Annotated in this window: 22 protein-coding genes; 13 read left to right on the top strand and 9 right to left on the bottom strand. The window is 70.2% G+C overall.

Going from position 1 to position 22,018, the window contains the following annotated elements:
• Window positions 1-144 precede the first annotated feature (144 nt).
• The 3 genes from ACN6LB_RS20740 to ACN6LB_RS20750 form a co-directional block, all read right to left on the bottom strand.
• Window positions 145-720 carry a TerD family protein gene (locus tag ACN6LB_RS20740; protein WP_356149719.1) on the bottom strand — a complete coding sequence of 192 codons (576 nt, stop codon included), beginning with the start codon at window positions 718-720 and terminating at the stop codon, window positions 145-147.
• A gap of 112 nt (window positions 721-832) precedes the next feature.
• Window positions 833-1,291, bottom strand: coding sequence for a peroxiredoxin (locus ACN6LB_RS20745; RefSeq protein WP_356149723.1), 459 nt, complete (start codon window positions 1,289-1,291; stop codon window positions 833-835).
• A 174-nt stretch (window positions 1,292-1,465) separates the two neighbouring features.
• A complete protein-coding gene (locus ACN6LB_RS20750; protein WP_356149330.1) occupies window positions 1,466-1,894 on the bottom strand; it encodes a DUF3052 domain-containing protein in 429 nt (142 codons plus the stop codon).
• Between the two features lie 515 nt (window positions 1,895-2,409).
• Between ACN6LB_RS20750 and aceE the strand changes: the two genes are divergently transcribed.
• Both aceE and ACN6LB_RS20760 read left to right on the top strand, forming a co-directional pair.
• Window positions 2,410-5,157 carry a pyruvate dehydrogenase (acetyl-transferring), homodimeric type gene (aceE, locus tag ACN6LB_RS20755; protein ID WP_445027223.1) on the top strand — a complete coding sequence of 916 codons (2,748 nt, stop codon included), beginning with the start codon at window positions 2,410-2,412 and terminating at the stop codon, window positions 5,155-5,157.
• A 135-nt stretch (window positions 5,158-5,292) separates the two neighbouring features.
• On the top strand, window positions 5,293-6,075 hold the full coding sequence (locus tag ACN6LB_RS20760) for a potassium channel family protein (protein WP_445027224.1): 783 nt from the start codon (window positions 5,293-5,295) through the stop codon (window positions 6,073-6,075).
• A 69-nt stretch (window positions 6,076-6,144) separates the two neighbouring features.
• On the opposite strand, the gene ACN6LB_RS20765 is transcribed toward ACN6LB_RS20760, so the two are convergent.
• Window positions 6,145-6,447, bottom strand: a complete 303-nt coding sequence (locus ACN6LB_RS20765) for a small hydrophobic protein (protein WP_445027225.1) — start codon at window positions 6,445-6,447, stop codon at window positions 6,145-6,147.
• A 258-nt stretch (window positions 6,448-6,705) separates the two neighbouring features.
• Window positions 6,706-8,331, bottom strand: coding sequence for an MFS transporter (locus ACN6LB_RS20770; protein ID WP_445027226.1), 1,626 nt, complete (start codon window positions 8,329-8,331; stop codon window positions 6,706-6,708).
• A gap of 123 nt (window positions 8,332-8,454) precedes the next feature.
• Between ACN6LB_RS20770 and ACN6LB_RS20775 the strand changes: the two genes are divergently transcribed.
• The 3 genes from ACN6LB_RS20775 (at window position 8,455) to ACN6LB_RS20785 (ending at window position 11,448) form a co-directional block, all read left to right on the top strand.
• Window positions 8,455-9,120: a TetR family transcriptional regulator gene (locus ACN6LB_RS20775; RefSeq protein ID WP_445027227.1), complete on the top strand. Its 666-nt coding sequence runs from the start codon at window positions 8,455-8,457 to the stop codon at window positions 9,118-9,120.
• 183 nt (window positions 9,121-9,303) lie between these two features.
• Window positions 9,304-10,512, top strand: coding sequence for an alpha/beta hydrolase (locus tag ACN6LB_RS20780; protein WP_356148882.1), 1,209 nt, complete (start codon window positions 9,304-9,306; stop codon window positions 10,510-10,512).
• Window positions 10,513-10,587: 75 nt separating this feature from the next.
• A complete protein-coding gene (locus ACN6LB_RS20785) occupies window positions 10,588-11,448 on the top strand; it encodes a DUF4429 domain-containing protein (protein ID WP_445027228.1) in 861 nt (286 codons plus the stop codon).
• Window positions 11,449-11,465: 17 nt separating this feature from the next.
• On the opposite strand, the gene ACN6LB_RS20790 is transcribed toward ACN6LB_RS20785, so the two are convergent.
• Together ACN6LB_RS20790 and ACN6LB_RS20795 are read right to left on the bottom strand one after the other, a co-directional pair.
• On the bottom strand, window positions 11,466-12,482 hold the full coding sequence (locus ACN6LB_RS20790) for an aldo/keto reductase (RefSeq protein WP_445027229.1): 1,017 nt from the start codon (window positions 12,480-12,482) through the stop codon (window positions 11,466-11,468).
• Entirely contained in the window at window positions 12,482-12,961 is a 480-nt protein-coding gene (locus ACN6LB_RS20795; RefSeq protein WP_356148873.1) for a MerR family transcriptional regulator, read from the bottom strand. The genes ACN6LB_RS20790 and ACN6LB_RS20795 overlap by 1 nt, the downstream gene beginning before the upstream one ends.
• 95 nt (window positions 12,962-13,056) lie before the next feature.
• On the opposite strand from ACN6LB_RS20795, the gene ACN6LB_RS20800 reads away from it, so the two are divergent.
• Window positions 13,057-13,527 carry a GNAT family N-acetyltransferase gene (locus tag ACN6LB_RS20800; RefSeq protein WP_356148868.1) on the top strand — a complete coding sequence of 157 codons (471 nt, stop codon included), beginning with the start codon at window positions 13,057-13,059 and terminating at the stop codon, window positions 13,525-13,527.
• Between the two features lie 25 nt (window positions 13,528-13,552).
• Window positions 13,553-14,374: a serine hydrolase domain-containing protein gene (locus tag ACN6LB_RS20805; protein ID WP_445027270.1), complete on the top strand. Its 822-nt coding sequence runs from the start codon at window positions 13,553-13,555 to the stop codon at window positions 14,372-14,374.
• Between the two features lie 207 nt (window positions 14,375-14,581).
• On the opposite strand, the gene ACN6LB_RS20810 is transcribed toward ACN6LB_RS20805, so the two are convergent.
• The gene (locus ACN6LB_RS20810; protein WP_445027271.1) at window positions 14,582-15,235 is read right to left on the bottom strand and encodes a pirin family protein; all 654 of its coding nucleotides are present in this window, start codon (window positions 15,233-15,235) and stop codon (window positions 14,582-14,584) included.
• A 95-nt stretch (window positions 15,236-15,330) separates the two neighbouring features.
• Here ACN6LB_RS20810 and ACN6LB_RS20815 point away from each other — a divergent pair, with 95 nt between their 5' ends.
• The 5 genes from ACN6LB_RS20815 to fabF all read left to right on the top strand — a co-directional run bounded on the left by ACN6LB_RS20815 (window position 15,331) and on the right by fabF (window position 20,261).
• Window positions 15,331-16,536, top strand: coding sequence for a PucR family transcriptional regulator (locus ACN6LB_RS20815; RefSeq protein WP_356132781.1), 1,206 nt, complete (start codon window positions 15,331-15,333; stop codon window positions 16,534-16,536).
• A gap of 89 nt (window positions 16,537-16,625) precedes the next feature.
• Complete coding sequence (locus tag ACN6LB_RS20820) at window positions 16,626-17,540, top strand: ACP S-malonyltransferase (protein ID WP_445027230.1); 915 nt, start codon at window positions 16,626-16,628, stop codon at window positions 17,538-17,540.
• Window positions 17,541-17,556: 16 nt separating this feature from the next.
• Window positions 17,557-18,588 carry a ketoacyl-ACP synthase III gene (locus ACN6LB_RS20825; protein ID WP_445027231.1) on the top strand — a complete coding sequence of 344 codons (1,032 nt, stop codon included), beginning with the start codon at window positions 17,557-17,559 and terminating at the stop codon, window positions 18,586-18,588.
• Window positions 18,589-18,661: 73 nt separating this feature from the next.
• Complete coding sequence (locus ACN6LB_RS20830) at window positions 18,662-18,910, top strand: acyl carrier protein (protein ID WP_356132787.1); 249 nt, start codon at window positions 18,662-18,664, stop codon at window positions 18,908-18,910.
• A gap of 79 nt (window positions 18,911-18,989) precedes the next feature.
• A complete protein-coding gene (gene fabF / locus ACN6LB_RS20835) occupies window positions 18,990-20,261 on the top strand; it encodes a beta-ketoacyl-ACP synthase II (RefSeq protein ID WP_356132789.1) in 1,272 nt (423 codons plus the stop codon).
• A 107-nt stretch (window positions 20,262-20,368) separates the two neighbouring features.
• Here the strand turns inward: fabF and ACN6LB_RS20840 are convergent, their stop codons facing one another.
• Entirely contained in the window at window positions 20,369-20,863 is a 495-nt protein-coding gene (locus tag ACN6LB_RS20840; protein WP_356132791.1) for a DUF3145 domain-containing protein, read from the bottom strand.
• A 244-nt stretch (window positions 20,864-21,107) separates the two neighbouring features.
• Between ACN6LB_RS20840 and ACN6LB_RS20845 the strand changes: the two genes are divergently transcribed.
• Window positions 21,108-22,007, top strand: a complete 900-nt coding sequence (locus ACN6LB_RS20845) for an SGNH/GDSL hydrolase family protein (RefSeq protein ID WP_445027232.1) — start codon at window positions 21,108-21,110, stop codon at window positions 22,005-22,007.
• Window positions 22,008-22,018: the final 11 nt, after the last annotated feature.

The raw sequence follows: 22,018 nt of genomic DNA on the forward strand, positions 1-22,018 counted from the left end.
CCCCCCCCCCCCCCCCCCTCCCCCCCCCCCCCCTCCCCGGCGCCGGACGGGAGAGCCGAGGTCCGTCCGGGTCGGACGGTCGACGGCGTGACGTTCGACGGCCGGATGTCGGCCGTCGGACGTGGACGGTCGGACGTCGACCGGTCAGACGTTCACGCCGAAGTCCTGCGCGATGCCGCGCAGGCCCGAGGCGTAGCCCTGGCCGATGGCGCGGAACTTCCACTCCGCGCCGTTGCGGTACAGCTCGCCGAAGACCATCGCGGTCTCCGTCGAGGCGTCCTCGGAGAGGTCGTAGCGCGCGATCTCCGCCTCGCCCGCCTGGTTCACCACGCGGATGAACGCGTTGCGCACCTGGCCGAAGGACTGCTGGCGGTTCTCCGCGTCGTAGATCGAGACCGGGAACACGATCTTGTCGATCTCGGCCGGGACCCCGGCGAGGTTGACCTTGATCTGCTCGTCGTCGCCCTCGCCCTCACCGGTGATGTTGTCACCGGTGTGCTCGACCGAGCCGTCCGGGCTCTTCAGGTTGTTGAAGAACACGAAGTTGGCGTCACTGCTGACCTTGCCGTCCGCGCCGGTCAGGATGGCGCTGGCGTCCAGGTCGAAGTCGGTGCCGGTGGTGGAGCGTGCGTCCCACCCCAGACCGACGATGACCGCGGTCAGGCCAGGGGCCTCCTTGGTCAGCGAGACGTTGCCGCCCTTGCTGAGGCTGACTCCCACGAGTCCTCCCAATGGTGTCCAGGGGCAGGGAGCCCCGAGTGCGTTGGTATCGGATCAACGACCCGATCCTAGTGACGGGTTCCCGCACCCCGCAGGGGCTGGACCCGAACAATCACAGGGTGTCGAGTGCCTTCACGTACTCGTTCAGGTCACGCGCGTCCGGCAGACCGTTGACGACGGTCCACCGCACGACACCCTGCTTGTCGATGATGAAGGTGCCACGCACCGCGCAGCCCTTGTCCTCGTCGAAGACGCCGTACGCCCGAGAAGTGTTGCCGTGCGGCCAGAAGTCGGACAGCAGCGGGTACTCCAGGCCCTCCTGCTCGGCGAAGACGCGCAGCGTGTGGATGGAGTCGTTCGACACGGCCAGCAGCTGGGTGTCGCGGTCGGAGAACTGCGGCAGATGGTCGCGCAGCTCGCACAGCTCGCCGGTGCACACACCCGTGAAGGCGAAGGGGTAGAAGAGCAGCACGACGTTCTTCTCGCCACGGAAGTCGGACAGCTTCACGGTCGCGCCGTGGTTGTCCTTGAGCTCGAAGTCCGGGGCCTTGGTGCCGACCTCGATCGCCATAGTCACACGCTTCCCTTCCAAGGGGCTGTTCGGGTGACGACCAGCCTACGCAGTGATCGACAGTGGCTCCCTCGGGGCCTGTCCGCGGCCGGTCCGCAACGTGTGAGGCCCCCGCCGACGGTTCGTCGGCGGGGGCCTCACACACTGCCTGCGGCAGCTGGAACGGGAAGGAACTCAGCGCTTGGCCTTCGGCGTGGCCAGACGGGTGCCCGACCACTCCTTACCCACGGTGATGCTCTTCGTCTGGGAGAGGCCGGCGGTCTGCCCGGCCTCGGCGATGTCGCTGGGTTCGACGTAACCGTCCCGGCCGGTCTTGGGGGTCAGCAGCCAGATCATGCCGCCGTCCTCAAGGAGACCGATGGCGTCCACCAGTGCGTCCGTGAGATCGCCGTCCTCGTCGCGGAACCACAGCAGCACGACGTCTGCGACGTCGTCGTAGTCCTCGTCGACCAGGTCCTGGCCGATCAGCGATTCGATGGATTCACGGAGCTCGTGGTCAACGTCGTCGTCGAAGCCGATCTCCTGGACCACCTGTCCGGGCTCGAACCCCAGCCTGGCGGCCGGGTTGGTCCGCTCCTCCGCGTGGTCCGCGGTCGCGCTCACGGCTTGCCTCCTGATCATGTTTCGGAAATGGGGTCTCCCCTGCTCGATCGAAGTCGAGAACCAGGGGATGCCAGCCACGCGCGTGCGCGCAGCTTTGGCCGTAGTCCACACGGGCGGGGCGGATCGCGCAAGTACCCGGCCGTCGAGACCGCCGAAACGGTGACGATCCTGGTGGTGTCGACGCAACTCCTGGTACGAGATCACCTCGCCCCGTGACGCACACCACACCGTTCTGCCCCATATGTCCCCTTCGGAACCCTCTGGGGTTACGAGGACCGAACGACTTTGCGGAACGCGTCACGGACTGAGCGTATCGTTGCGTTTTGGTCGGGCCCGTCCCAGCGGACTGCGTGAACGTCTCGAATCCCTCTCGATAAAGGCCTCGGTTACCCCTCGGTAGAGATGACGTTTCGGTTCCTCAGGTACACGATGGGGAACGGTGCAGAGACGTGCAGAGACAGAGAAAACCCCATCAGACAGCCCTCAGACCGCCCCTCTGACAGCGAAGGAACAGCGTGGCTTCCGGATCCGATCGCAACCCGATCATCATTGGCGGCCTTCCCAGCCAGGTCCCGGACTTCGACCCTGAAGAGACTCAGGAGTGGCTCGACTCCCTCGACGCCGCCGTCGACGAGCGGGGCCGCGAGCGCGCCCGCTACCTGATGCTGCGGCTGATCGAGCGGGCCCGCGAGAAGCGCGTGGCCGTGCCCGAGATGCGCAGCACGGACTACGTCAACACGATCGCGACCAAGGACGAGCCGTTCTTCCCGGGCAACGAGGAGATCGAGCGCAAGGTCCTTAACGCGACCCGCTGGAACGCGGCCGTGATGGTGTCGCGCGCACAGCGCCCCGGGATCGGGGTCGGCGGCCACATCGCCACCTTCGCCTCCTCCGCCTCGCTGTACGACGTGGGCTTCAACCACTTCTTCCGCGGCAAGGACGAGGGCGACGGCGGCGACCAGATCTTCTTCCAGGGGCACGCCTCGCCGGGCATCTACGCCCGCGCGTTCATGCTCGACCGGCTGAGCGAGCAGCAGCTCGACGCCTTCCGCCAGGAGAAGTCCAAGGCGCCGTACGGGCTCTCCTCGTACCCGCACCCGCGCTCGATGCCGGACTTCTGGGAGTTCCCGACCGTCTCCATGGGCCTCGGCCCGCTCGGCGCGATCTTCCAGGCGCGGATGAACCGCTACATGGAGGCGCGCGGTATCGCGGAGACCTCCAAGTCGCATGTGTGGGCGTTCCTCGGCGACGGCGAGATGGACGAGCCGGAGTCGCTCGGCCAGCTGTCCATCGCCGCTCGCGAGGGCCTCGACAACCTGACGTTCGTCGTCAACTGCAACCTGCAGCGGCTCGACGGCCCGGTGCGCGGCAACGGCAAGATCATCCAGGAGCTGGAGTCGCAGTTCCGGGGTGCCGGATGGAACGTCATCAAGCTGGTCTGGGACCGCAGTTGGGACCCGCTGCTCGCGCAGGACCGCGACGGCATCCTGGTCAACAAGCTGAACACCACGCCCGACGGCCAGTTCCAGACGTACGCCACCGAGACCGGTTCCTACATCCGCGACCACTTCTTCGGTGACGACCACCGGCTGCGCGCGATGGTCGAGAACATGACCGACGACCAGATCCTGCACCTGGGCCGCGGCGGTCACGACCACAAGAAGGTCTACGCGGCCTTCGCGGCGGCCAAGGCGCACAAGGGCCAGCCGACGGTGGTGCTGGCGCAGACGGTCAAGGGCTGGACGCTGGGCCCGAACTTCGAGGGCCGCAACGCGACCCACCAGATGAAGAAGCTGACCGTCGCCGACCTCAAGGGCTTCCGCGACCGGCTGCACATCCCGATCACCGACCAGCAGCTGGAGGGGGGCGCGCCGCCGTACTACCACCCGGGGCGCGACTCCGAGGAGATCCAGTACATGCACGACCGCCGCAAGGGGCTCGGCGGGTACGTCCCGACGCGCCTCGTGCGGTCGAAGCCGCTGCCGCTGCCCGAGGACAAGACGTACGCGAGTGTGAAGAAGGGCTCGGGTCAGCAGTCCATCGCGACGACCATGGCCTTTGTGCGGCTCCTCAAGGACCTCATGCGGGACAAGGAGATCGGCAAGCGGTTCGTGCTGATCGCGCCCGACGAGTACCGCACGTTCGGCATGGACTCGTTCTTCCCGAGCGCGAAGATCTACAACCCGCTCGGTCAGCAGTACGAGGCGGTCGACCGCGATCTGCTGCTCGCGTACAAGGAGTCGCCGACCGGCCAGATGCTGCACGACGGCATCTCGGAGGCGGGCTGCACGGCCTCCCTGATCGCCGCGGGTTCGGCGTACGCCACGCACGGCGAGCCGCTGATCCCGGTCTACGTCTTCTACTCGATGTTCGGTTTCCAGCGCACCGGTGACCAGTTCTGGCAGATGGCCGACCAGCTGGCGCGCGGTTTCGTACTGGGCGCGACCGCCGGGCGCACGACACTGACCGGTGAGGGTCTCCAGCACGCGGACGGGCACTCGCAGCTGCTCGCCTCGACGAACCCGGGCTGCGTCGCGTACGACCCGGCGTACGGCTTCGAGATCGCGCACATCGTGCAGGACGGTCTGCGCCGGATGTACGGCTCCTCGGCCGAACACCCGCACGGCGAGGACGTCTTCTACTACCTGACCGTCTACAACGAGCCGATCCAGCACCCGGCCGAGCCGGCGGACGTCGACGCGGACGGCATCGTCAAGGGCATCCACCGCTTCAAGGCCGGTACGGCGGGCACGATCCCGGCGCAGATCATCGCCTCCGGTGTCGCGGTGCCGTGGGCCGTGGAGGCGCAGCAGATCCTCGCGGCCGACTGGAACGTCAAGGCGGACGTCTGGTCGGCGACCTCCTGGAACGAGCTGCGCCGCGAGGCCGTCGAGGTGGAGCGGCACAACCTGCTGCACCCCGAGGAGGAGCAGCGCGTGCCGTACGTGACGCGGAAGCTGGGCGACTCCGAGGGACCGTTCGTGGCGGTGTCCGACTGGATGCGATCGGTTCCCGACCAGATCTCGCGCTGGGTGCCGGGCACGTACCAGTCGCTCGGCGCGGACGGTTTCGGCTTCGCCGACACGCGGGGCGCCGCGCGCCGCTTCTTCCACATCGACGCGCAGTCGATCGTGGTCGCGGTGCTGACCGAGTTGGCACGCGAGGGCAAGGTCGACCGGTCGGTGCTGAAGCAGGCGATCGACCGCTACCAGTTGCTCGACGTGGCGTCGGCGGACCCCGGGGCCGCGGGCGGCGACGCGTAGTGGTGTGACAGCTGGGCGCGCCCGCTGAGGATGTGCGTCCGCCGAGGGGCGGTGGGGCCGGTCGCGGCTCCGCCGCCCTTCCGTGGTTCCTCCGCCGTGCGACTTCTACGATGCGGGCATGAAGGAACAACGGGCATGAAGGAACAATCGGCACAAGCCCGTTGGGAGCACCACACCCAGCGGCCCCTGCTGGCGCTCGCGGTGGCCTTCGCCCTCGCTTACGCCGTGCCGATCGTGGACAGCGGTGCGAGTCCCTCGCTGACGTCGACGTGCACGCTGGTGGAGTGGGTGGTGTGGGGTTCGTTCGCCGCCGACTACCTCATGCGGCTCGCACTCGCCCGCCGGCGCCGGGAGTTCGTCCGCACGCACTGGCTCGACCTGTGCGCGGTGGTCGTGCCGATGTTCCAGCCGTTGCGGCTGCTGCGGCTCGTCTCCACGCTGATGCTGGTCGGGCGGCGGGCCCGGATGGCCTCGCAGATCCGGCTGACGACGTACGTCGGGGGCTCGGTGATCGGGCTGTTGATGTTCGGCTCGCTCGCCGTGCTCTCCGTGGAGCGGGACTCGCCGAATGGGAACATCCGGACGCTGGGCGACGCGGTGTGGTGGTCGTTCACCACGATGACGACGGTGGGGTACGGCGACCACGCCCCGACCACCGGTCTCGGCCGCATGATCGCGGTCGGCCTCATGCTGTCCGGGATCGCCCTTCTCGGTGTCGTCACCGCGAACATCGCCACGTGGTTCATCTCCCGCTTCGAGAAGGACGACGTGGAGGAACGCAGACAGACGGCGGCGATCGAGGCGCTCACGGAGGAGGTGCGGGCCCTGCGGGCGGAGGTCGCGTCGCTGTCCTCCCCGGGGATGCCGAATCCCGTGCCGCATCCCGTGCCGGAAGCCGTGGAGGGGCCGGTTCGGTAGGGGCCCGTTCGATAGGGGCCGGGGGCCCGCGGTGACGACGGCTCCGCCGCCACGCGGGTCCGGAGCCCGCTACCAGAACCCGGAGCCCGGGGCCGCCGTGCCGGCCAGCCAGATGATGGCCAGGAGGGTGTCGATGGCACCCAGGACGAGGGCGATGAGGGCCGGGACCGGGCGGGAGGACCAGGTTCGGCCCATGCCGAGCCAACCGCAGACGATCGCCACCGGGCCGAGGATGATCCCCAGCACGAAGAACCCGGCGACCGCACAAATGGCTCCGACGATTGCGAGCGTCGCGCGATCCGGCCCGTTCCGGGACCACGTCCGGCCACGTGAACGGGGGTACCTGCGCGTGCCGTGTCCAAAGCCCGTCATCTCAACTCCCTGGACCTCTCGGCCAATTGGGTTCGACGACCGGGTACCCCTGTTTCCGCCCGTAAGACCTGCCGGCGCGCTGCCCCCCTCCGGCAGCGCGCCGCAGCTCCGGTCACCCCCGTACCGTACGGACGTCGTCCGCATGCCGTACGGAGGGCTTGACCCACTGTGACCTGCGGCGCGCATGGAGCGGGAGGGGTATCCGGCCCCGTCACCCTGATAGGCGAACAGGGCCCGGCGCGCCCCCGGTTCGGGTTCCTAGATGTGGCCCGCCCCCGCTCCCGCGGCCTCCGCGTTGCTTCCCCGCTTGGTGAGCAGGGCGACGAAGACCGCCACGACGGCGACACCCGTGGCGACGAGGCAGGCGAGGCTCATGCCGGAGATGAAGGTGTGGTGCGCGACGTCGGTGATCTGTGCGGCGATGCCGGGCGGCGTGCCCTTGGCCACCGGCGCGGCGCCGACCCGGACCGCCTCGGAGGCCTGGTCGAGCTGGGCCGGGGTGAGCGGCGGGAGTTTGGCGTCGGCCCAGTTGCCCGCGAGGTCGCCGTCGACCTTGGAGGCCATCACGGCGCCGAGGACGGCGGTGCCGAGGCTGCCGCCGATCTGCATGGCGGCCTGCTGGAGACCGCCGGCGACTCCGGAGAGCTCCATGGGGGCGTTGCCCACGATGACCTCGGTCGCGCCGACCATGACCGGGGCCAGGCCGAGGCCGAGACCGGCGAACCAGAGCGACATGACGGCGCTGCCGGTGCCCGTGTCGAGCGTCGACATGCCGTACATGGAGATCGCCGTGAGGGCCATGCCGCCGGCCAGCGGGATGCGCGGGCCCGCCTTGGTGATCAGCGCGCCCGCCAGCGGCGAGCCCACGATCATCATCCCGGTGAGCGGGAGGAGGTGGAGACCGGCGTCGACCGGGCTCATCCCGTGCACGTTCTGCAGGTAGAAGGTGACGAAGAACAGGCCGCCCAGGAAGGCGACGGCCATGAGCACCATGAGGACCACGCCCGCCGACAGCGGCACGGAGCGGAACAGTCCGAGGGGGATCAGCGGTTCCTTCACCCGCTTCTCCCAGAGGGCGAAGAGCACGAAGAGAAGCACCGACGCGCCGAGGAACGACCAGGTCATGGCGTCGCCCCAGCCCCAGGTCGGGGCCTTGATGAGCGCCCAGACCAGGCAGAACATGGCGCCGGAGAGCAGGGCGATGCCGGGCACGTCGAAGGAGCGCGGGGCGTTCTCGGCCCGGTGGTCGGTGAGGATCAGCGCGCCGAGGACGAGCGCGGCGATGCCGACCGGCACGTTGATGAAGAACACCGACTGCCAGCTGACGTGCTGCACGAGCAGCCCGCCGAGGATCGGGCCGCCCGCGGTGGAGGCGCCGATGACCATGCCCCAGATGCCGATCGCCATGTTCAGCTTCTCGGCCGGGAAGGTGGCCCGCAGCAGGCCGAGCGCGGCCGGCATCAGCAGCGCGCCGAACAGCCCCTGGAACACCCGGAAGGTGACCACCAGGGCGATGCTGCCGGACAGTCCGATGGCTCCCGAGGCCGCGGCGAAGCCGACCACGCCTATGAGGAAGGTCTGCCGGTGCCCGAAGCGGTCGCCGAGCTTGCCCGCCGTGATCAGCGTGACCGCGAGCGCGAGGAAGTAGCCGTTGGTGATCCACTGGACGTCGGCGAAGCTCGCGCCCAGGTCCTTCTGGATGGCCGGGTTGGCGATGGCCACGATGGTCCCGTCCAGGGCGACCATCATGACGCCTGTCGCGACGCTGATGAGCGTCAGCCAGGGGTGGCCCCGCAGGCCCTGCGGGGGAGTCGGCGGATCGGTCGGGGCGGCCAGGGCCTTGTCGGCCGGCCCCGTCGCGTCGACGGTGGTCTGACTAGTCATGCCTTCGAGGCTAGTGACAGCCACTGACAGTTGACAAACAAAATCACGAGTCAGTAACTGTCACCTCACCCACGGGTACGCTGAGCTGCACGTTCGGTAACGAAAGGGAGGAAACGGCGAGCAATGGACACAGCTCGGACCATCCCCGCGGCCCTTGCGCCGCGGCCGGGACTGCGCGAGCGCAAGAAGCAGCGCACCCGGGACGCACTCCTGCGGGCCGCCCTGGAGCTGTTCACGACGAAGGGATACGAGCGGACGACCGTCGACGAGATCGCCGAGGCCGTCGACGTCTCCCAGCGCACCTTCTTCCGGTACTTCGCGGGCAAGGAGGACGTCGCCCTCTTCAGTCAGCGCATCGCCGAGTCGCACTTCCTGGCCGCCGTACGCGAACGCCCGCCGCACGAAGCCCCGTTGGAGGCACTGCGGCTGGCCGTCCTGGAGGGGTGGAACACCATCGGCGAGGCCGTGGACGCCGTCGTCCCGATCGAACTGCACATGCGCACCTTCCAGTTGATCGAGTCGACCCCCACCCTGCTCGCCGTCCATCTGCGCCGTTCCGCCGAGCTGGAGGAGGAGATCGCCCGGGTGATCGCCGAACGCGAGGGCCTCGACGTGGACACGGATCCGCGGCCGCGCGTCGCGGTCGCCGTGTTCGGTGGTGTGATGCGCGTGACCGGCCGGCTCTGGGGGGCGGGCGACGACACCAGCGTCGAGGCGATCCGCGAGCTGACCGCCTCGTATCTCGACCATGTGGGGCCCGCGTTGGCGGAGAAGTGGCGCACGGAGTGACGTAGGCGGCGCGGCCGGCCCGCGGGAGTCCGGCAACTGCCGTACACAGCGCACCAATACGCGCACAGAGCGTGACACTTTATCTGGTACTGAACCCGCTTTGCCCCAATTACCCCACCAGAAACGTGATCCGCCTCACTCGGTTAACGCGAGACACTCTCGTTCTCCTAGTGTGTCCTCCCAGTGACTTCCTTCGACTCCTCTCCCCAACTGAACGTCTGGCGCGCACTGCTCGCGCTGGGCGTGGTGTTCGTGATGCTCGCCACCAGTGGCTGGACCGCCCTCCAGAGCCACCGGGGAGCGACGCCGCTCGCCGCGTCACGCTCCGCCTGGGAGCACGGCCGCCTCGCCGGACACCGGCTCCCGGACACCGACTCCGCGCCGACCCGCCTCGCCGACTTCTTCGCCTCGCTGGACAGCGGACAGCGCGCCCGCCTCGCCCACCGCTACCCGCTCGCGGTCGGCAACATGAACGGCGCGCCGGTGAAGCTGCGCTACCAGGCCAACCGCATCGCCCTGCGCCAGCAGCGCAAGGTCGAGATCAAGCGCATGCACGACGACGGGCTCTCCGACCTCGGACAGCACGACGCCGGCCGCCGCAAGAACCGCTACGAGGCGCTGCTGCGCAAGGGCCGCAAGATCCTCGCCTTCGACCCGATGGGCTCGGGCCGGGTCGCCGAGGTCTTCGGCAACCTCGACAAGGCCGAGCGCGTCTCGGTCGTGGTGCCCGGCGTCGACACGGACCTGCTCACCTTCCAGCGCACGTACAAGAAGTACTCGGCGCCCGTCGGCATGGCGCGTTCCCTGTACAAGGCGGAGCGCGCGACCGGCACCGGCACGCGTACGGCCGTGATCGCCTGGGCCGACTACACGGCACCCAGCGGGCTCGGCATCGACTCGGCCACCGCCATGCGCGCCGAGGAGGGCGCGGTCCGGCTGGACGCCCTGGTGCGGGCGCTGCCCGGCAGCGCGCCGATCGCCCTGTACTGCCACAGCTACGGCTCCGTGCTGTGCGGGGTCGCGGCCCACCGGCTGCCCTCCCGGGTCTCCGACATAGCGGTCGCCGGCAGCCCCGGCATGCGCGTCGAGAACGCCTCCCACCTGCACACCTCCGCGCAGGTCTGGGCGATGCGGGACTCCGACGACTGGATCCAGGACGTACCGCACCTGGAAGTCGGCGGCCTCGGGCACGGCGCCGACCCGGTCTCCTCCGACTTCGGGGCGCGAGTCCTGTCGGCACAGGGCGCGAAGGGCCACACCGGCTATTTCGAGCCGGGCACCGAGAGCCTGCGCAACTTCGCCGAAATCGGCGTCGGTGCCTACCGCGCGGTGGAGTGCGCGCACGAGGATGACGTGTGCCGGAAGGGTTTGTCCGCCACCACGGCGGCCTGACGCGCGTAGAGGACGAAAAACTGCGGTCCGCCGAGGGAGGCGACTCAGACGTACACGCCGCATACGATGGCCCGCATGGGTGACGTACTGGCCGGATTCAATGCCGCCTGGGAGTTCGAGTCCGACTCCGTGCTCATCCGCTTCGAACGGGGGATCCGTACGCCGAAGCTGCTCCAGGCGCTCGGCGAACGCCGTGTCCCGCTGGAAGCGATCTCGGCGGTGACACTGACGCCGGGCAAGCGCGGAACGGTCGTCCTGCACGCCGTGCCGAGACCGGGCGCCGATCCCCTGATGGACGCGGCCGCGGGCCAGCTCAAGGAGGGCTGCGACCCCTACCGGCTCGTGCTGCCCGCCGAGCGCGAGACCCTCGCCGAGTACTACAGGGACGAGCTGACCCCGCTGCTCGTGGCGGACGACACCGACCCGCCCCCGCGCTATCTCGTACAGCCGCCCGAGGCCCCCCTGCACTTCAAGGCGTACGACGGGAAGGCGACCTTCGACGGCAAGTCGGTGTCCTTCCGGTGGTTCTGGACGGGCGCCTCGTCGGCGAAGTGGAAGGCCGGCGACCAGAGTTTCCCGGTCGCCGACCTGAGCGGCGTCGAGTGGCGCTCCCCCGAGGTCTTCGAGGGCCATCTGCGGCTGCTGCGCCGCGAGCCGGCCATCGCGCAGCCCGCCCAGGCCGACCAGGACCCCGCCGCCGTCGTCTTCGGCCTCGGCTACGGGCCGGTGCACGAGTCACTGCCGTTCGCCGCGTCGGTGCTGGCCGCGGTGCGCGCCTGCGGACCGGCGACCCCGGCCGCGGTGCCGGCGGCGCCGCGCAGCGACCCGGCCGACATCGCCGACCGCATCCGTCACCTGGGCGAGCTGCACCAGGCGGGCCTGGTGACGGACGAGGAGTTCACGACGAAGAAGGCCGAGCTGCTCGCGGAGCTGTAGCCGCCGCCGACGGGTGGCTACTCCCGGCCGGCCGACGTGAACGTCATGTCGGCGTAGCGGTCGCCCGCCACCTTGCCGGCGATCGGCTCCAGCAGGTCCAGCTCCGCGTCGCTGAGGACGATGCGGGTCGCGGCGGTGTTCTCCTCGACGCGGGCGCGCTTGGTGGTGCCCGGGATCGGGACGACGGTCAGCCCGTGCACATCCGCACGCTGCTGCGCCCAGGCCAGCGCGACCTGGCCGAGCGAGACGCCGTGGGCGTCGGCGACGGCGCGCACCGGCTCCAGCAGGGCTCCGTTCGCCGCCGCGTTGTCGCCGGTGAAGCGGGGCTGCTGGCGGCGGAAGTCGCCGGCCGTCAGGTCCTGCTCGGCGTTGGCGAAGGAGCCGGTGAGGAAGCCGCGGCCGAGCGGCGAGTACGGCACCAGGGCGACGCCCAGCTCGCGGGCCGCCGGCACCACGCCCGACTCGATGTCCCGGCTGAACAGCGACCACTCCGACTGCACGGCGGCGATCGGGTGCACGCCCTGCGCGGCCCGCAGCTCGCCGCCGGTGACCTCGCTCAGGCCCAGGTGCTTGATCTTGCCCTCGCGCACCAGCTCGGCCATGACCCCGACGGTCTCCTCGATCGGGACTTTCACGTCACGGCGGTGCATGTAGTAGAGGTCGATCACGTCGACGCCCAGGCGCTCCAGGCTGGCCTCGACGGCCTGGCGGATGTACGGCGCGTCATTGCGGATGACCCGCTTCGTGGGCTCGCCCGGCGGGATCGAGAGCGCGAACTTCGTCGCGATGACGACCTCGTCGCGGTGCGCGGTGAAGAACGGGGAGAGGAACTTCTCGTTCTCTCCGGCGCCGTACGCGTCCGCCGTGTCGTAGAGCGTGACGCCGAGTTCCAGCGCCCTTTCCAGGGTGGCCCGTGCCTCCTCGGCGTCCGCGGGGCCGTAGGCGAAACTCATGCCCATGCAGCCGAGGCCCTGGACACCCACCTCGGGTCCGTCGGTGCCGAGCTGAGCCTTCGCGATCTTGCTGTTGGTCATCAGGACCTCTCCGACGCCAGGGTGTGCCCGGCGTCCCCGTAGAAACTGATCTTGTGGTCGAGCACGGCGAGCGTGTCCTGGAGCTCCGCTATGCGGGCCAGCACGTCCCGGCGGGTCGCCACCAGGAGCTCGCGGCGGTCGGTGTACGTCTCCTCGCCCACACGCACCAGCTCCGCGTACCGCACCATGTCGGCGACCGGCATGCCGGTGAGCCGCAGCTTGCCGACGAAGGCGAGCCAGTCCAGGTCGCGGTTGCTGTAGCGGCGCTGTCCGGTGTGCGAGCGGTCGACGTGCGGCATCAGCCCGATCCGCTCGTACCAGCGCAGAGTGTGGGCCGTCATGCCGGTGAGGGCGACGACCTCGCTGATCGTGTAGTTGTCCTGGCCGTCCGGGCGGCGGTGCCGCTGGGGCGGCGCGGCGCAGATGTCGGTCCTGGTGCCGGGCTCGGTGGCCTCGGCCGTGGTCTCCATCACCGTCATGCCCCCACGCTAAAACCCTGGAGTGCACTCCAAGCAAGCGAAACCCGTCGAAAACCCGAAGACGTCCTGCGGTTGTCGTGACTACGGTGCCGATCATGACTCTCGTACGCCGTGCTGTGCCCGAGGACGCCGAGGAGCTGCTCCGGCTGCGCCAGGTGATGATCGACTCCGTGTTCGCGTCGGGCGAGTCCACCGACTGGCACGCACAGTCACTGCCCACCGTACGCGGCCGACTCGCCGATCCCGACGGGGAGTTCGCCGCCTTCGTCGTCGATCACCCGCAGCGGCCGGGCGCGCTCGCGGCGCTCGTCGTCGGCACGATCGAGTACCGGATCGGGCGGGCGGGCAACCCGCACGGCTCGATCGGGCACGTCTTCAGCGTCGCCACCGACCCGGACGCGCGGCGCCGCGGCTACGCCCGCGCCTGTATGGAGACCCTCCTCGACTGGTTCCGCACGAAGGGCGCCGCGGCGGTCGATCTCAACGCGTCGGCCGAGGCCGAGCCGCTCTACGCCTCGCTCGGCTTCGTCCGCAAGCCGGACCCCTCGATGCGGCTGCAGCTGTGAGCGGCTTAGGCTCGTCCGCATGTCCTTGCCCTTGCAGAGCCCGGCGCTGATCGAGAACTGGCCCGTTCCCACCGCTGCCGCGGCGGTCGTGCGTGCGGACGGCACGGTCGTGGGGTCGCACGGGCCGGTGGAGCACCGGTTCGCGCTCGCCTCGGTGACCAAGCCGCTCACCGCGTACGCCGTCCTCGTCGCATACGAGGAGGGGGCGATCGAGCTCGACGAACCGGCCGGGCCCACGGGTTCGACGGTCCGTCATCTCCTCGCGCACACGTCCGGGCTCGCCTTCGACGAGCACCGGGTGACGTCCGCGCCCGGGGAACGGCGGCTGTACTCCAACGCCGGGTTCGAGGTGCTCGGGGACCATGTCGCCAAGGCGACGGACATCCCCTTCGGGGAGTATCTGCGGCAGGCGGTGCTCGCCCCGCTGGGCATGACGTCGACCGCGCTCGACGGGTCGCCGGCGAAGGACGGGGTGTCCACGGTGGCGGACCTCGTGCGGTTCGCGGCCGAGGTGCAGGCTCCGCGACTCCTCGACCCGCGGACCGTCGCCGAGGCGATGACCGTGCAGTACGCCGGGACGAAGGGCGTGCTTCCCGGGTACGGGCACCAGAACCCCAACGACTGGGGGCTCGGCTTCGAGATCCGTGACTCCAAGTCGCCCCACTGGACGGGGACCTCGTCCTCGCCTCGGACCTTCGGGCACTTCGGGCAGGCGGGGACGTTCCTGTGGGTCGACCCGGACGCGGGCGCGGCGTGCGTCGCCCTGACGGACCGGCCCTTCGGGCCGTGGGCGGTGGAGGCGTGGCCCCCGTTCACGGACGCGGTGCTCGCCGAGCTGCGGGGCTGAGACTTTCTTCGCCCCCTCCGCCCCTACCCGTCCCGTCTCCCGGGGCTCCGCCCCTGGACCCCCGCTCCTCAAACGCCGGAGGGGCTAATTCTTAGCCCGTCCGGCGTTTGAGGACGAGCGCGTCAGCGCGATGCAGGGGGAGAGGGGGCGCAGCCCCCAGGACAACGGGAAGGGAAGGGGCGGAGGGGCGAAAACCCCGTAGGGCCCCTACCCCGCCATCTCCCACAGCAGCAGCTCCGCCGACCGCCCAGCCACCGCCTCCAGATCCTTCGCGTCCGTGATGCGGGCCGCGTCGCCCGGCCCCAACTCCGCGCCGCCCAGGCGCACTTCACCCCGGACCACATGCACGTACACATACGCCCCGTCCGGCACCGCCGTCCGCTCCCCCGCCGTCAGACGGCGCACGTGAAGCAGGGCGCCCGCCTCGGGGACGGCGTACGGCGTGGAGTCGGCGATGCCGTGGACGACCTCGTAGGACGGGTCACCGCCCGGCGAGAGCAGGGCCAGCCACATCTGGACGAAGGTCAGCGGCGCCGGACCCTCGTTGCGTTCGACGTGGCGGACACCGCCCGCGGCGCTGAGCCGCTGGACGTCACCGGGCCGCACGACGGACGCGTGGCCGGCGGAGTCGCGATGGGTGAGCTCGCCCTCGACCACCCACGTGACGATCTCGGTGTGACTGTGCGGGTGCTCGTCGAAGCCCGCGCCCGGCGCGAGCCGCTCCTCGTTGCAGGCGATCACCGCGCCGAAGCGGAGATTGTCCGGGTCGTAGTGCGGGCCGAAGGAGAAGGCGTGGAAGGAGGAGATCCCGGCCTCCGGGTCCCCTCCGCGGTAACGCGCGTCGGCGCGCCGGACGTCCATCACGCCCACCACCGTAGCCCCGCCGCCGTACCGTCCCGTCGCTTACTTGTGACCCGCCACCGCACACCTCCGTCCTGATAAGGCAGTCTTGTCCCGTGCCCGAACCCGAATCCAGCAACACCGCACCCCCGGCGCCCGCAGTCCACGCGCACACCGCGACGCTGAAGCGGCTGGAGAAGTCGTCCGGCAGTCTCGCCGCGCAGGCCATCGCGCGCATGGACGACACACTGCCGTGGTACCGGGCCATGCCCCCGGAGAACCGTTCCTGGATCGGGCTGGTCGCCCAGGCCGGAATCGCCGCGTTCACCGAGTGGTTCCGGCATCCCGACGCCCCCCAGGCGATCTCCACCGATGTCTTCGGTACCGCACCCCGCGAGCTGACCAGGGCGATCACCCTGCGGCAGACCGTCGAGATGGTGCGCACCACCATCGAGGTGATGGAGAGCGCCATCGACGAGGTGGCCGCTCCCGGCGACGAGTCCGTGCTGCGCGAGGCCCTTCTCGTGTACGCCCGCGAGATCGCCTTCGCCACCGCCCAGGTGTACGCGCAGGCCGCCGAGGCACGCGGTGCCTGGGACGCCCGCCTGGAGTCGCTCGTCGTGAACGCCGTCCTGAGCGGCGAGGCCGACGAGGGCGCCGTCAGCCGGGCCGCCGCCCTCGGCTGGAACTCGCCCGAGCATGTGTGCGTGGTGCTGGGTACGGCACCCGACGGTGACAGCGAGCTGACGGTCGAGGCGATCCGGCGGGCCGCACGGCACGCCAAGCTCCAGGTCCTCACCGGAGTGCTCGGGGACCGACTCGTGGTGATCGCCGGTGGCAGCGACAACCCGATCGGTGTCGCCAAGTCCCTGATCGGGCCCTACGCGGCGGGAGCCGTGGTCGCGGGACCGATCGTGCCCGATCTGCTCGCCGCGACCCGCTCCGCGCAGGCCGCCGCCGCCGGACTGAAGGCGTGTTTCGCCTGGCAGGACGCTCCGCGCCCGGTCCTGGCGGACGATCTGCTGCCGGAGCGCGCGATCGCCGGGGATCCCTCGGCCCGCGAGCAGCTGGTGGAGGAGATCTACAGACCGCTGGAGGAAGCCGGGTCCGCTCTCCTGGAGACGCTGAGCGTCTATCTGGAGCAGGCGAGCAGTCTCGAAGGCGCCGCCCGGATGCTCTTCGTCCATCCCAACACCGTGCGCTACCGGCTCCGACGTGTGACTGACGTCACCGGCTGGTCGCCCTCGGATGTACGCTCCGCGTTCACGCTGCGGATCGCGCTGATCCTGGGGCGTCTGGCCGATGGAGATCCTCAGGCCTAGGCTTTTGTCGGGGGCCTACAATTCCCCCTCCTGTTCTTCGTCCCTGTCCCCACGGGCGGCCTGGGCCGTCCACAAGAGAGAGTGTGAGAGTGCTCGTACTCGTCGCTCCCGGCCAGGGCGCTCAGACGCCCGGCTTCCTGACTCCTTGGCTCGACCTCCCCGGTGCCGCCGACCGCGTCGCCGCGTGGTCGGACGCCATCGGGCTGGACCTTGCCCACTACGGCACGCAGGCCGACGCGGACGCGATCCGCGACACCGCCGTGGCGCAGCCCCTCCTCGTCGCGGCCGGACTGCTGTCCGCCGCCGCGCTGGGCGAGGTGGCCCCGGGTGCCGTCGCGGGCCACAGCGTGGGCGAGATCACAGCCGCCGTGTTCGCGGGAGTCCTCGACGACGCCACCGCGCTGCAGCTCGTCCGTACGCGCGGCCTGGCCATGGCCGAGGCCGCCGCGATCACGCAGACCGGCATGTCGGCGCTGCTCGGTGGCGACCCCGCGACGACGGTCCCGCACCTGGAGAAGCTCGGCCTGACGCCGGCGAACGTGAACGGCGCGGGCCAGATCGTGGCCGCGGGCACCCTGGCCCAGCTTGCCGCCCTTGAGGAGGACAAGCCGGAAGGGGTGCGCAAGGTCGTCGCGCTGAAGGTCGCGGGCGCGTTCCACACGCTTCACATGGCGCCCGCCGTGGAGACGCTGCAGAAGGCGGCGGCCGATCTGACGCCGGCCGACCCGAGGATCACGTACGTCTCGAACAAGGACGGCCGGGCGGTCGCCACCGGCGGCGAGGTCGTCTCGCGCCTGGTCGGCCAGGTCGCCAACCCGGTCCGCTGGGACCTGTGCATGGAGACCTTCAAGGAACTCGGCGTGAGCGCGCTGATCGAGGTGTGCCCGGGCGGCACCCTGACCGGTCTCGCGCGGCGCGCTCTGCCCGGCGTGAAGACGCTGGCGCTGAAGACCCCCGACGACCTCGACGCGGCTCGCGAGCTCATCGCTGAGCACAGTGCCTGAGAAGGAGCCCGAGAGCATGTCGAAGATCAAGGCTAGGAAGGGCGCCCCGTACGCGCGCATCCTGGGCGTGGGCGGCTACCGTCCCGTCCGGGTCGTGCCGAACGAGGTGATCCTGGAGACGATCGACTCCTCCGACGAGTGGATCCGCTCGCGCTCCGGCATCGAGACCCGGCACTGGGCCTCCGACGAGGAGACCGTCGCCGCGATGTCGATCGAGGCGTCCGGCAAGGCCATCGCCGACGCCGGGATCAACGCGGACCAGATCGGCGCCGTGGTCGTCTCCACCGTCTCGCACTTCAGTCAGACCCCCGCGGTCGCCACCGAGATCGCCGACAAGCTCGGCACGAACAAGGCCGCGGCCTTCGACATCTCGGCCGGCTGCGCGGGCTTCGGCTACGGCCTCACGCTCGCCAAGGGCATGATCGTCGACGGTTCGGCGGAGTACGTCCTCGTCATCGGCGTCGAGCGGCTGTCCGACCTGACCGACCTGGAGGACCGCGCGACGGCCTTCCTGTTCGGTGACGGCGCGGGCGCGGTCATCGTGGGCCCCTCGGACGAGCCGCACATCGGCCCCACTGTCTGGGGTTCCGAGGGCGACAAGTCGAACACGATCAAGCAGACCGTGCCGTGGGACGAGTTCGCCGCAGGCAGCGTCTCGACGCTGCCGCTCGACTCCAAGGGCGAGATCAAGTTTCCTGCCATCACGCAGGAGGGCCAGGCGGTGTTCCGCTGGGCCGTGTTCGAGATGGCGAAGGTCGCCAAGGAGGCGCTGGACGTCGCCGGGCTTTCGCCGGACGACCTGGACGTCTTCATTCCTCACCAGGCCAACGAGCGGATCATCGACTCGATGGTGAAGACCCTGAAACTGCCGGAGCACGTCACGGTCGCCCGCGACGTACGCACCACCGGCAACACGTCGGCCGCCTCGATTCCGCTCGCGATGGAGCGGCTTCTGGCGACCGGCGAGGCAAAGAGCGGCGACACCGCGCTCATCATCGGCTTCGGGGCGGGTCTCGTGTTCGCCGCCACGGTCGTTACCCTCCCCTAGGCACACCGTGCCGGATCGGTTTCCGGCCGGAGTACCGCCACACCCTCTGGATACACAAGAAGGAGCGCCTGTCATGGCCTTCACGCAGGAGCAGATCGTCGAAGGTCTCGCCGAGATCGTGAACGAGATCGCCGGGATCCCCACCGAGGACGTCCAGCTGGACAAGTCCTTCACCGACGACCTGGACGTCGACTCGCTGTCCATGGTCGAGGTCGTCGTCGCCGCCGAAGAGCGCTTCGAGGTCAAGATCCCGGACGACGACGTCAAGAACCTCAAGACCGTCGGCGACGCGACCGACTACATCCTCAAGCACCAGGCCTGATCTTTCCGGTCAGTCCGTTTGCCCCGCCACCCGGCGGTGGCGCCGCTGAATCCTCGGATCCGTTGGAGAAAGAATTCCCGTGAGCCCGACCAATCGCACCGTGGTCGTCACCGGTATCGGCGCAACCACACCGCTGGGTGGCGACGCAGCCTCTACCTGGGAGGGCCTGGTCGCCGGACGTTCCGGTGTCCGCCCCCTGGAGCAGGAGTGGGCCGCCGACCAGGCGGTCCGTATCGCGGCGCAGATCGCCGTGGAGCCGGGCGAGGTCATTCCGCGCCCGCAGGCCCGCCGCCTGGACCGCTCGGCGCAGTTCGCGCTGATCGCGGCCAAGGAGGCCTGGGCCGACGCCGGTTACACCGACAAGGCCGGGGCGGACAGCAGCATCGACCCGGACCGGCTCGGCGCGGTCATCGCCTCCGGCATCGGCGGCGTGACCACCCTGCTCGACCAGTACGACGTGCTCAAGGAGAAGGGCGTCCGCCGCGTCTCCCCGCACACCGTCCCCATGCTGATGCCGAACGGCCCCTCCGCCAACGTGGGCCTGGCCGTGGGCGCCCGCGCGGGCGTGCACACGCCGGTCTCCGCCTGTGCGTCGGGCGCCGAGGCCATCGGCTACGCCATCGAGATGATCCGCACGGGCCGCGCCGACGTCGTCGTCGCCGGTGGCACCGAGGCGGCCATCCACCCGCTGCCCATCGCCGCGTTCGGCAACATGATGGCGATGTCCAAGAACAACGACGACCCGCAGGGTGCCTCGCGCCCCTACGACGTCGCCCGTGACGGTTTCGTCCTCGGTGAGGGCGCCGGTGTCCTCGTCCTGGAGTCCGCCGAGCACGCCGCGCGGCGCGGCGCCCGCGTCTACGCGGAGGCGGTCGGCCAGGGCATCTCGTCCGACGCCCACGACATCGTGCAGCCGGAGCCCGAGGGCCGCGGCATCGCGCAGGCCCTGCAGAACCTGCTCGACAACACCGACCTGAACCCGGCCGAGATCGTGCACGTCAACGCGCACGCCACCTCGACGCCGGCCGGTGACGTCGCCGAGCTGAAGGCGCTGCGCAAGGTCTTCGGCGACGACACCGACCACATGGCGGTCTCCGGCACCAAGTCGATGACCGGTCACCTCCTCGGTGGCGCGGGCGGCGTGGAGTCGGTCGCCTCGGTGCTCGCCCTGTACCACCGGATCGCTCCGCCGACCATCAACGTGGAGAACCTCGACCCGGAGGCCGAGGCCAACGCCGACGTCGTCCGCGGTGAGGCGCGCAAGCTGCCCGTCGAGGGCCGCATCGCCGCGCTGAACGACTCGTTCGGCTTCGGCGGCCACAACGTGGTCCTGGCGTTCCGATCGGTCTGACCGGTCCGATCGGTCTGATTTCAGCCGTACGCCGGTGAATTCCGGTCGTACGTGACGAAGGGCCCCCACCTGCTGGTGGGGGCCCTTCGCGTGGTCCTGGCGTGGTGTCAGACGACCTGGTGGAGCCAGCGGACCGGGGCGCCCTCGCCCGCGTACCGGAAGGGCTCCAGCTCGTCGTCCCAGGGCTTGCCCAGGAGCTTGGCGAGTTCGGCCTCCAGGTCGGTCTCGCCGCGCTGGGAGCGGACCAGTGCGGCGCGCAGCCGGTCCTCGGGGATCAGGATGTCGCCGTGGATTCCGGTGACGGCGTGGAAGATGCCCAGTTCAGGGGTGCAGCTGTACCGCTCGCCCTCGGCGGTGGGGCAGGGTTCCGCGGTGACCTCGAAGCGCAGCAACTGCCAGCCGCGCAGTGCGGAGGCGAGCTTGGAGGCGGTGCCGACCTCGCCCTTCCAGGAGAACTCGGATCTCCAGGTGCCGGGCGCGGCCGGCTGCCGGATCCAGTCGAGGCTGACGCGCGTACCGAGCACTCCCGCGACCGCCCATTCGACGTGCGGGCACAGTGCACGTGGCGCGGAGTGCACGTACAGGACTCCACGTGTCGTCACCTGAACCTCCGGGCAGGACAGGACATCTTGTAACTTAGCGGAACGGCAGTGGCGGGGCGGCCACGGGGCGAGGCTACCGTGCGGCGGCGCAAGGAGTGTGACGTACCGTCGGTCCCAGTGCCTTGAAACGCCGGGTTTCACCCATGGAGACGCGGGGCTGACCGTCCGTGTGCGCCCGGGTGCCGACGACCGCGTACGCCGGGGTCGCCGACCGGCCCTGTACAACGAACGAGGGGACCAGGGGATGCGGAAGCACAGTCACCGTTCGCGGACCGCTCTCGCCGTCGTGGCGGCGGCCGTGCTCGGGATCGCCGGGTGCGACGCGACGGGGGGCAACTCCCCTGCGCCGCACGGCGCGACCGCGAAGGCGGTGCGGCCGTCCCCGAAGTCCACGCCAGCCTGGGACCGTTCCCCGCGCTCCGTGGCGGCCGTCGGCGACTCCATCACGCGCGGCTTCGACGCGTGCAGCGTGCTGTCCGACTGCCCCGAGGTGTCGTGGGCGACGGGCAGCGACACGAAGGTCCGCAGTCTCGCGGTGCGGCTGCTGGGCAGGAGCGGCGCCGCCGAGCGCAGTTGGAACTACGCGGTGACCGGGGCGCGGATGTCGGACCTGCCCGGGCAGATGGCGCAGGCGGCGACCAGGAAGCCGGAGTTGGTCACGGTGATGGCGGGGGCCAACGACGCCTGCCGTTCCTCCGTGTCGGCGATGACCTCGGTGGCGGACTTCCGCACCGGGTTCGAGGAGGCGCTGGAGACCCTGCGCAGCGCCCTGCCCAGGACCCAGGTGTACGTGTCGAGCGTGCCGGACCTGAAGCGGCTGTGGTCGCAGGGGCGCGGCAACCCGCTGGGCAAGCAGGTGTGGAAGCTGGGCATCTGCCCGTCGATGCTGGCGGACGCGGACGCGCTGGACTCGGCGGCGACCCTGCGGCGTACGACCGTGCAGGACCGGGTGGAGCAGTACAACAAGGTCCTTGAGGACGTGTGCTCCCGGGACGAGCGCTGCCGCTTCGACGGCGGCGCGGTCTTCGACTACCGCTTCGGCACCGAGCAGCTGAGCCACTGGGACTGGTTTCACCCGAGCAGGAACGGACAGGCCAGGCTGGCCGACATCGCCTACCGGAACATCACGGCGAAGCGCGCGTGACCTAATGTTTC

This window comes from Streptomyces sp. SAS_270 (assembly GCF_052543295.1).

Bases quoted from the DNA above. Each gene is read 5' to 3' on its own strand.
- ACN6LB_RS20745 (WP_356149723.1), bottom strand. From the start codon at position 1,291: ATGGCGATCGAGGTCGGCACCAAGGCCCCGGACTTCGAGCTCAAGGAC.
- ACN6LB_RS20760 (WP_445027224.1), top strand. From the start codon at position 5,293: ATGAAGGAACAATCGGCACAAGCCCGTTGGGAGCACCACACCCAGCGG.
- ACN6LB_RS20765 (WP_445027225.1), bottom strand. From the start codon at position 6,447: ATGACGGGCTTTGGACACGGCACGCGCAGGTACCCCCGTTCACGTGGC.
- ACN6LB_RS20770 (WP_445027226.1), bottom strand. From the start codon at position 8,331: ATGACTAGTCAGACCACCGTCGACGCGACGGGGCCGGCCGACAAGGCC.
- ACN6LB_RS20775 (WP_445027227.1), top strand. From the start codon at position 8,455: ATGGACACAGCTCGGACCATCCCCGCGGCCCTTGCGCCGCGGCCGGGA.
- ACN6LB_RS20785 (WP_445027228.1), top strand. From the start codon at position 10,588: ATGGGTGACGTACTGGCCGGATTCAATGCCGCCTGGGAGTTCGAGTCC.
- ACN6LB_RS20790 (WP_445027229.1), bottom strand. From the start codon at position 12,482: ATGACCAACAGCAAGATCGCGAAGGCTCAGCTCGGCACCGACGGACCC.
- ACN6LB_RS20795 (WP_356148873.1), bottom strand. From the start codon at position 12,961: ATGACGGTGATGGAGACCACGGCCGAGGCCACCGAGCCCGGCACCAGG.
- ACN6LB_RS20800 (WP_356148868.1), top strand. From the start codon at position 13,057: ATGACTCTCGTACGCCGTGCTGTGCCCGAGGACGCCGAGGAGCTGCTC.
- ACN6LB_RS20810 (WP_445027271.1), bottom strand. From the start codon at position 15,235: ATGGACGTCCGGCGCGCCGACGCGCGTTACCGCGGAGGGGACCCGGAG.
- ACN6LB_RS20825 (WP_445027231.1), top strand. From the start codon at position 17,557: ATGTCGAAGATCAAGGCTAGGAAGGGCGCCCCGTACGCGCGCATCCTG.
- ACN6LB_RS20830 (WP_356132787.1), top strand. From the start codon at position 18,662: ATGGCCTTCACGCAGGAGCAGATCGTCGAAGGTCTCGCCGAGATCGTG.
- ACN6LB_RS20845 (WP_445027232.1), top strand. From the start codon at position 21,108: ATGCGGAAGCACAGTCACCGTTCGCGGACCGCTCTCGCCGTCGTGGCG.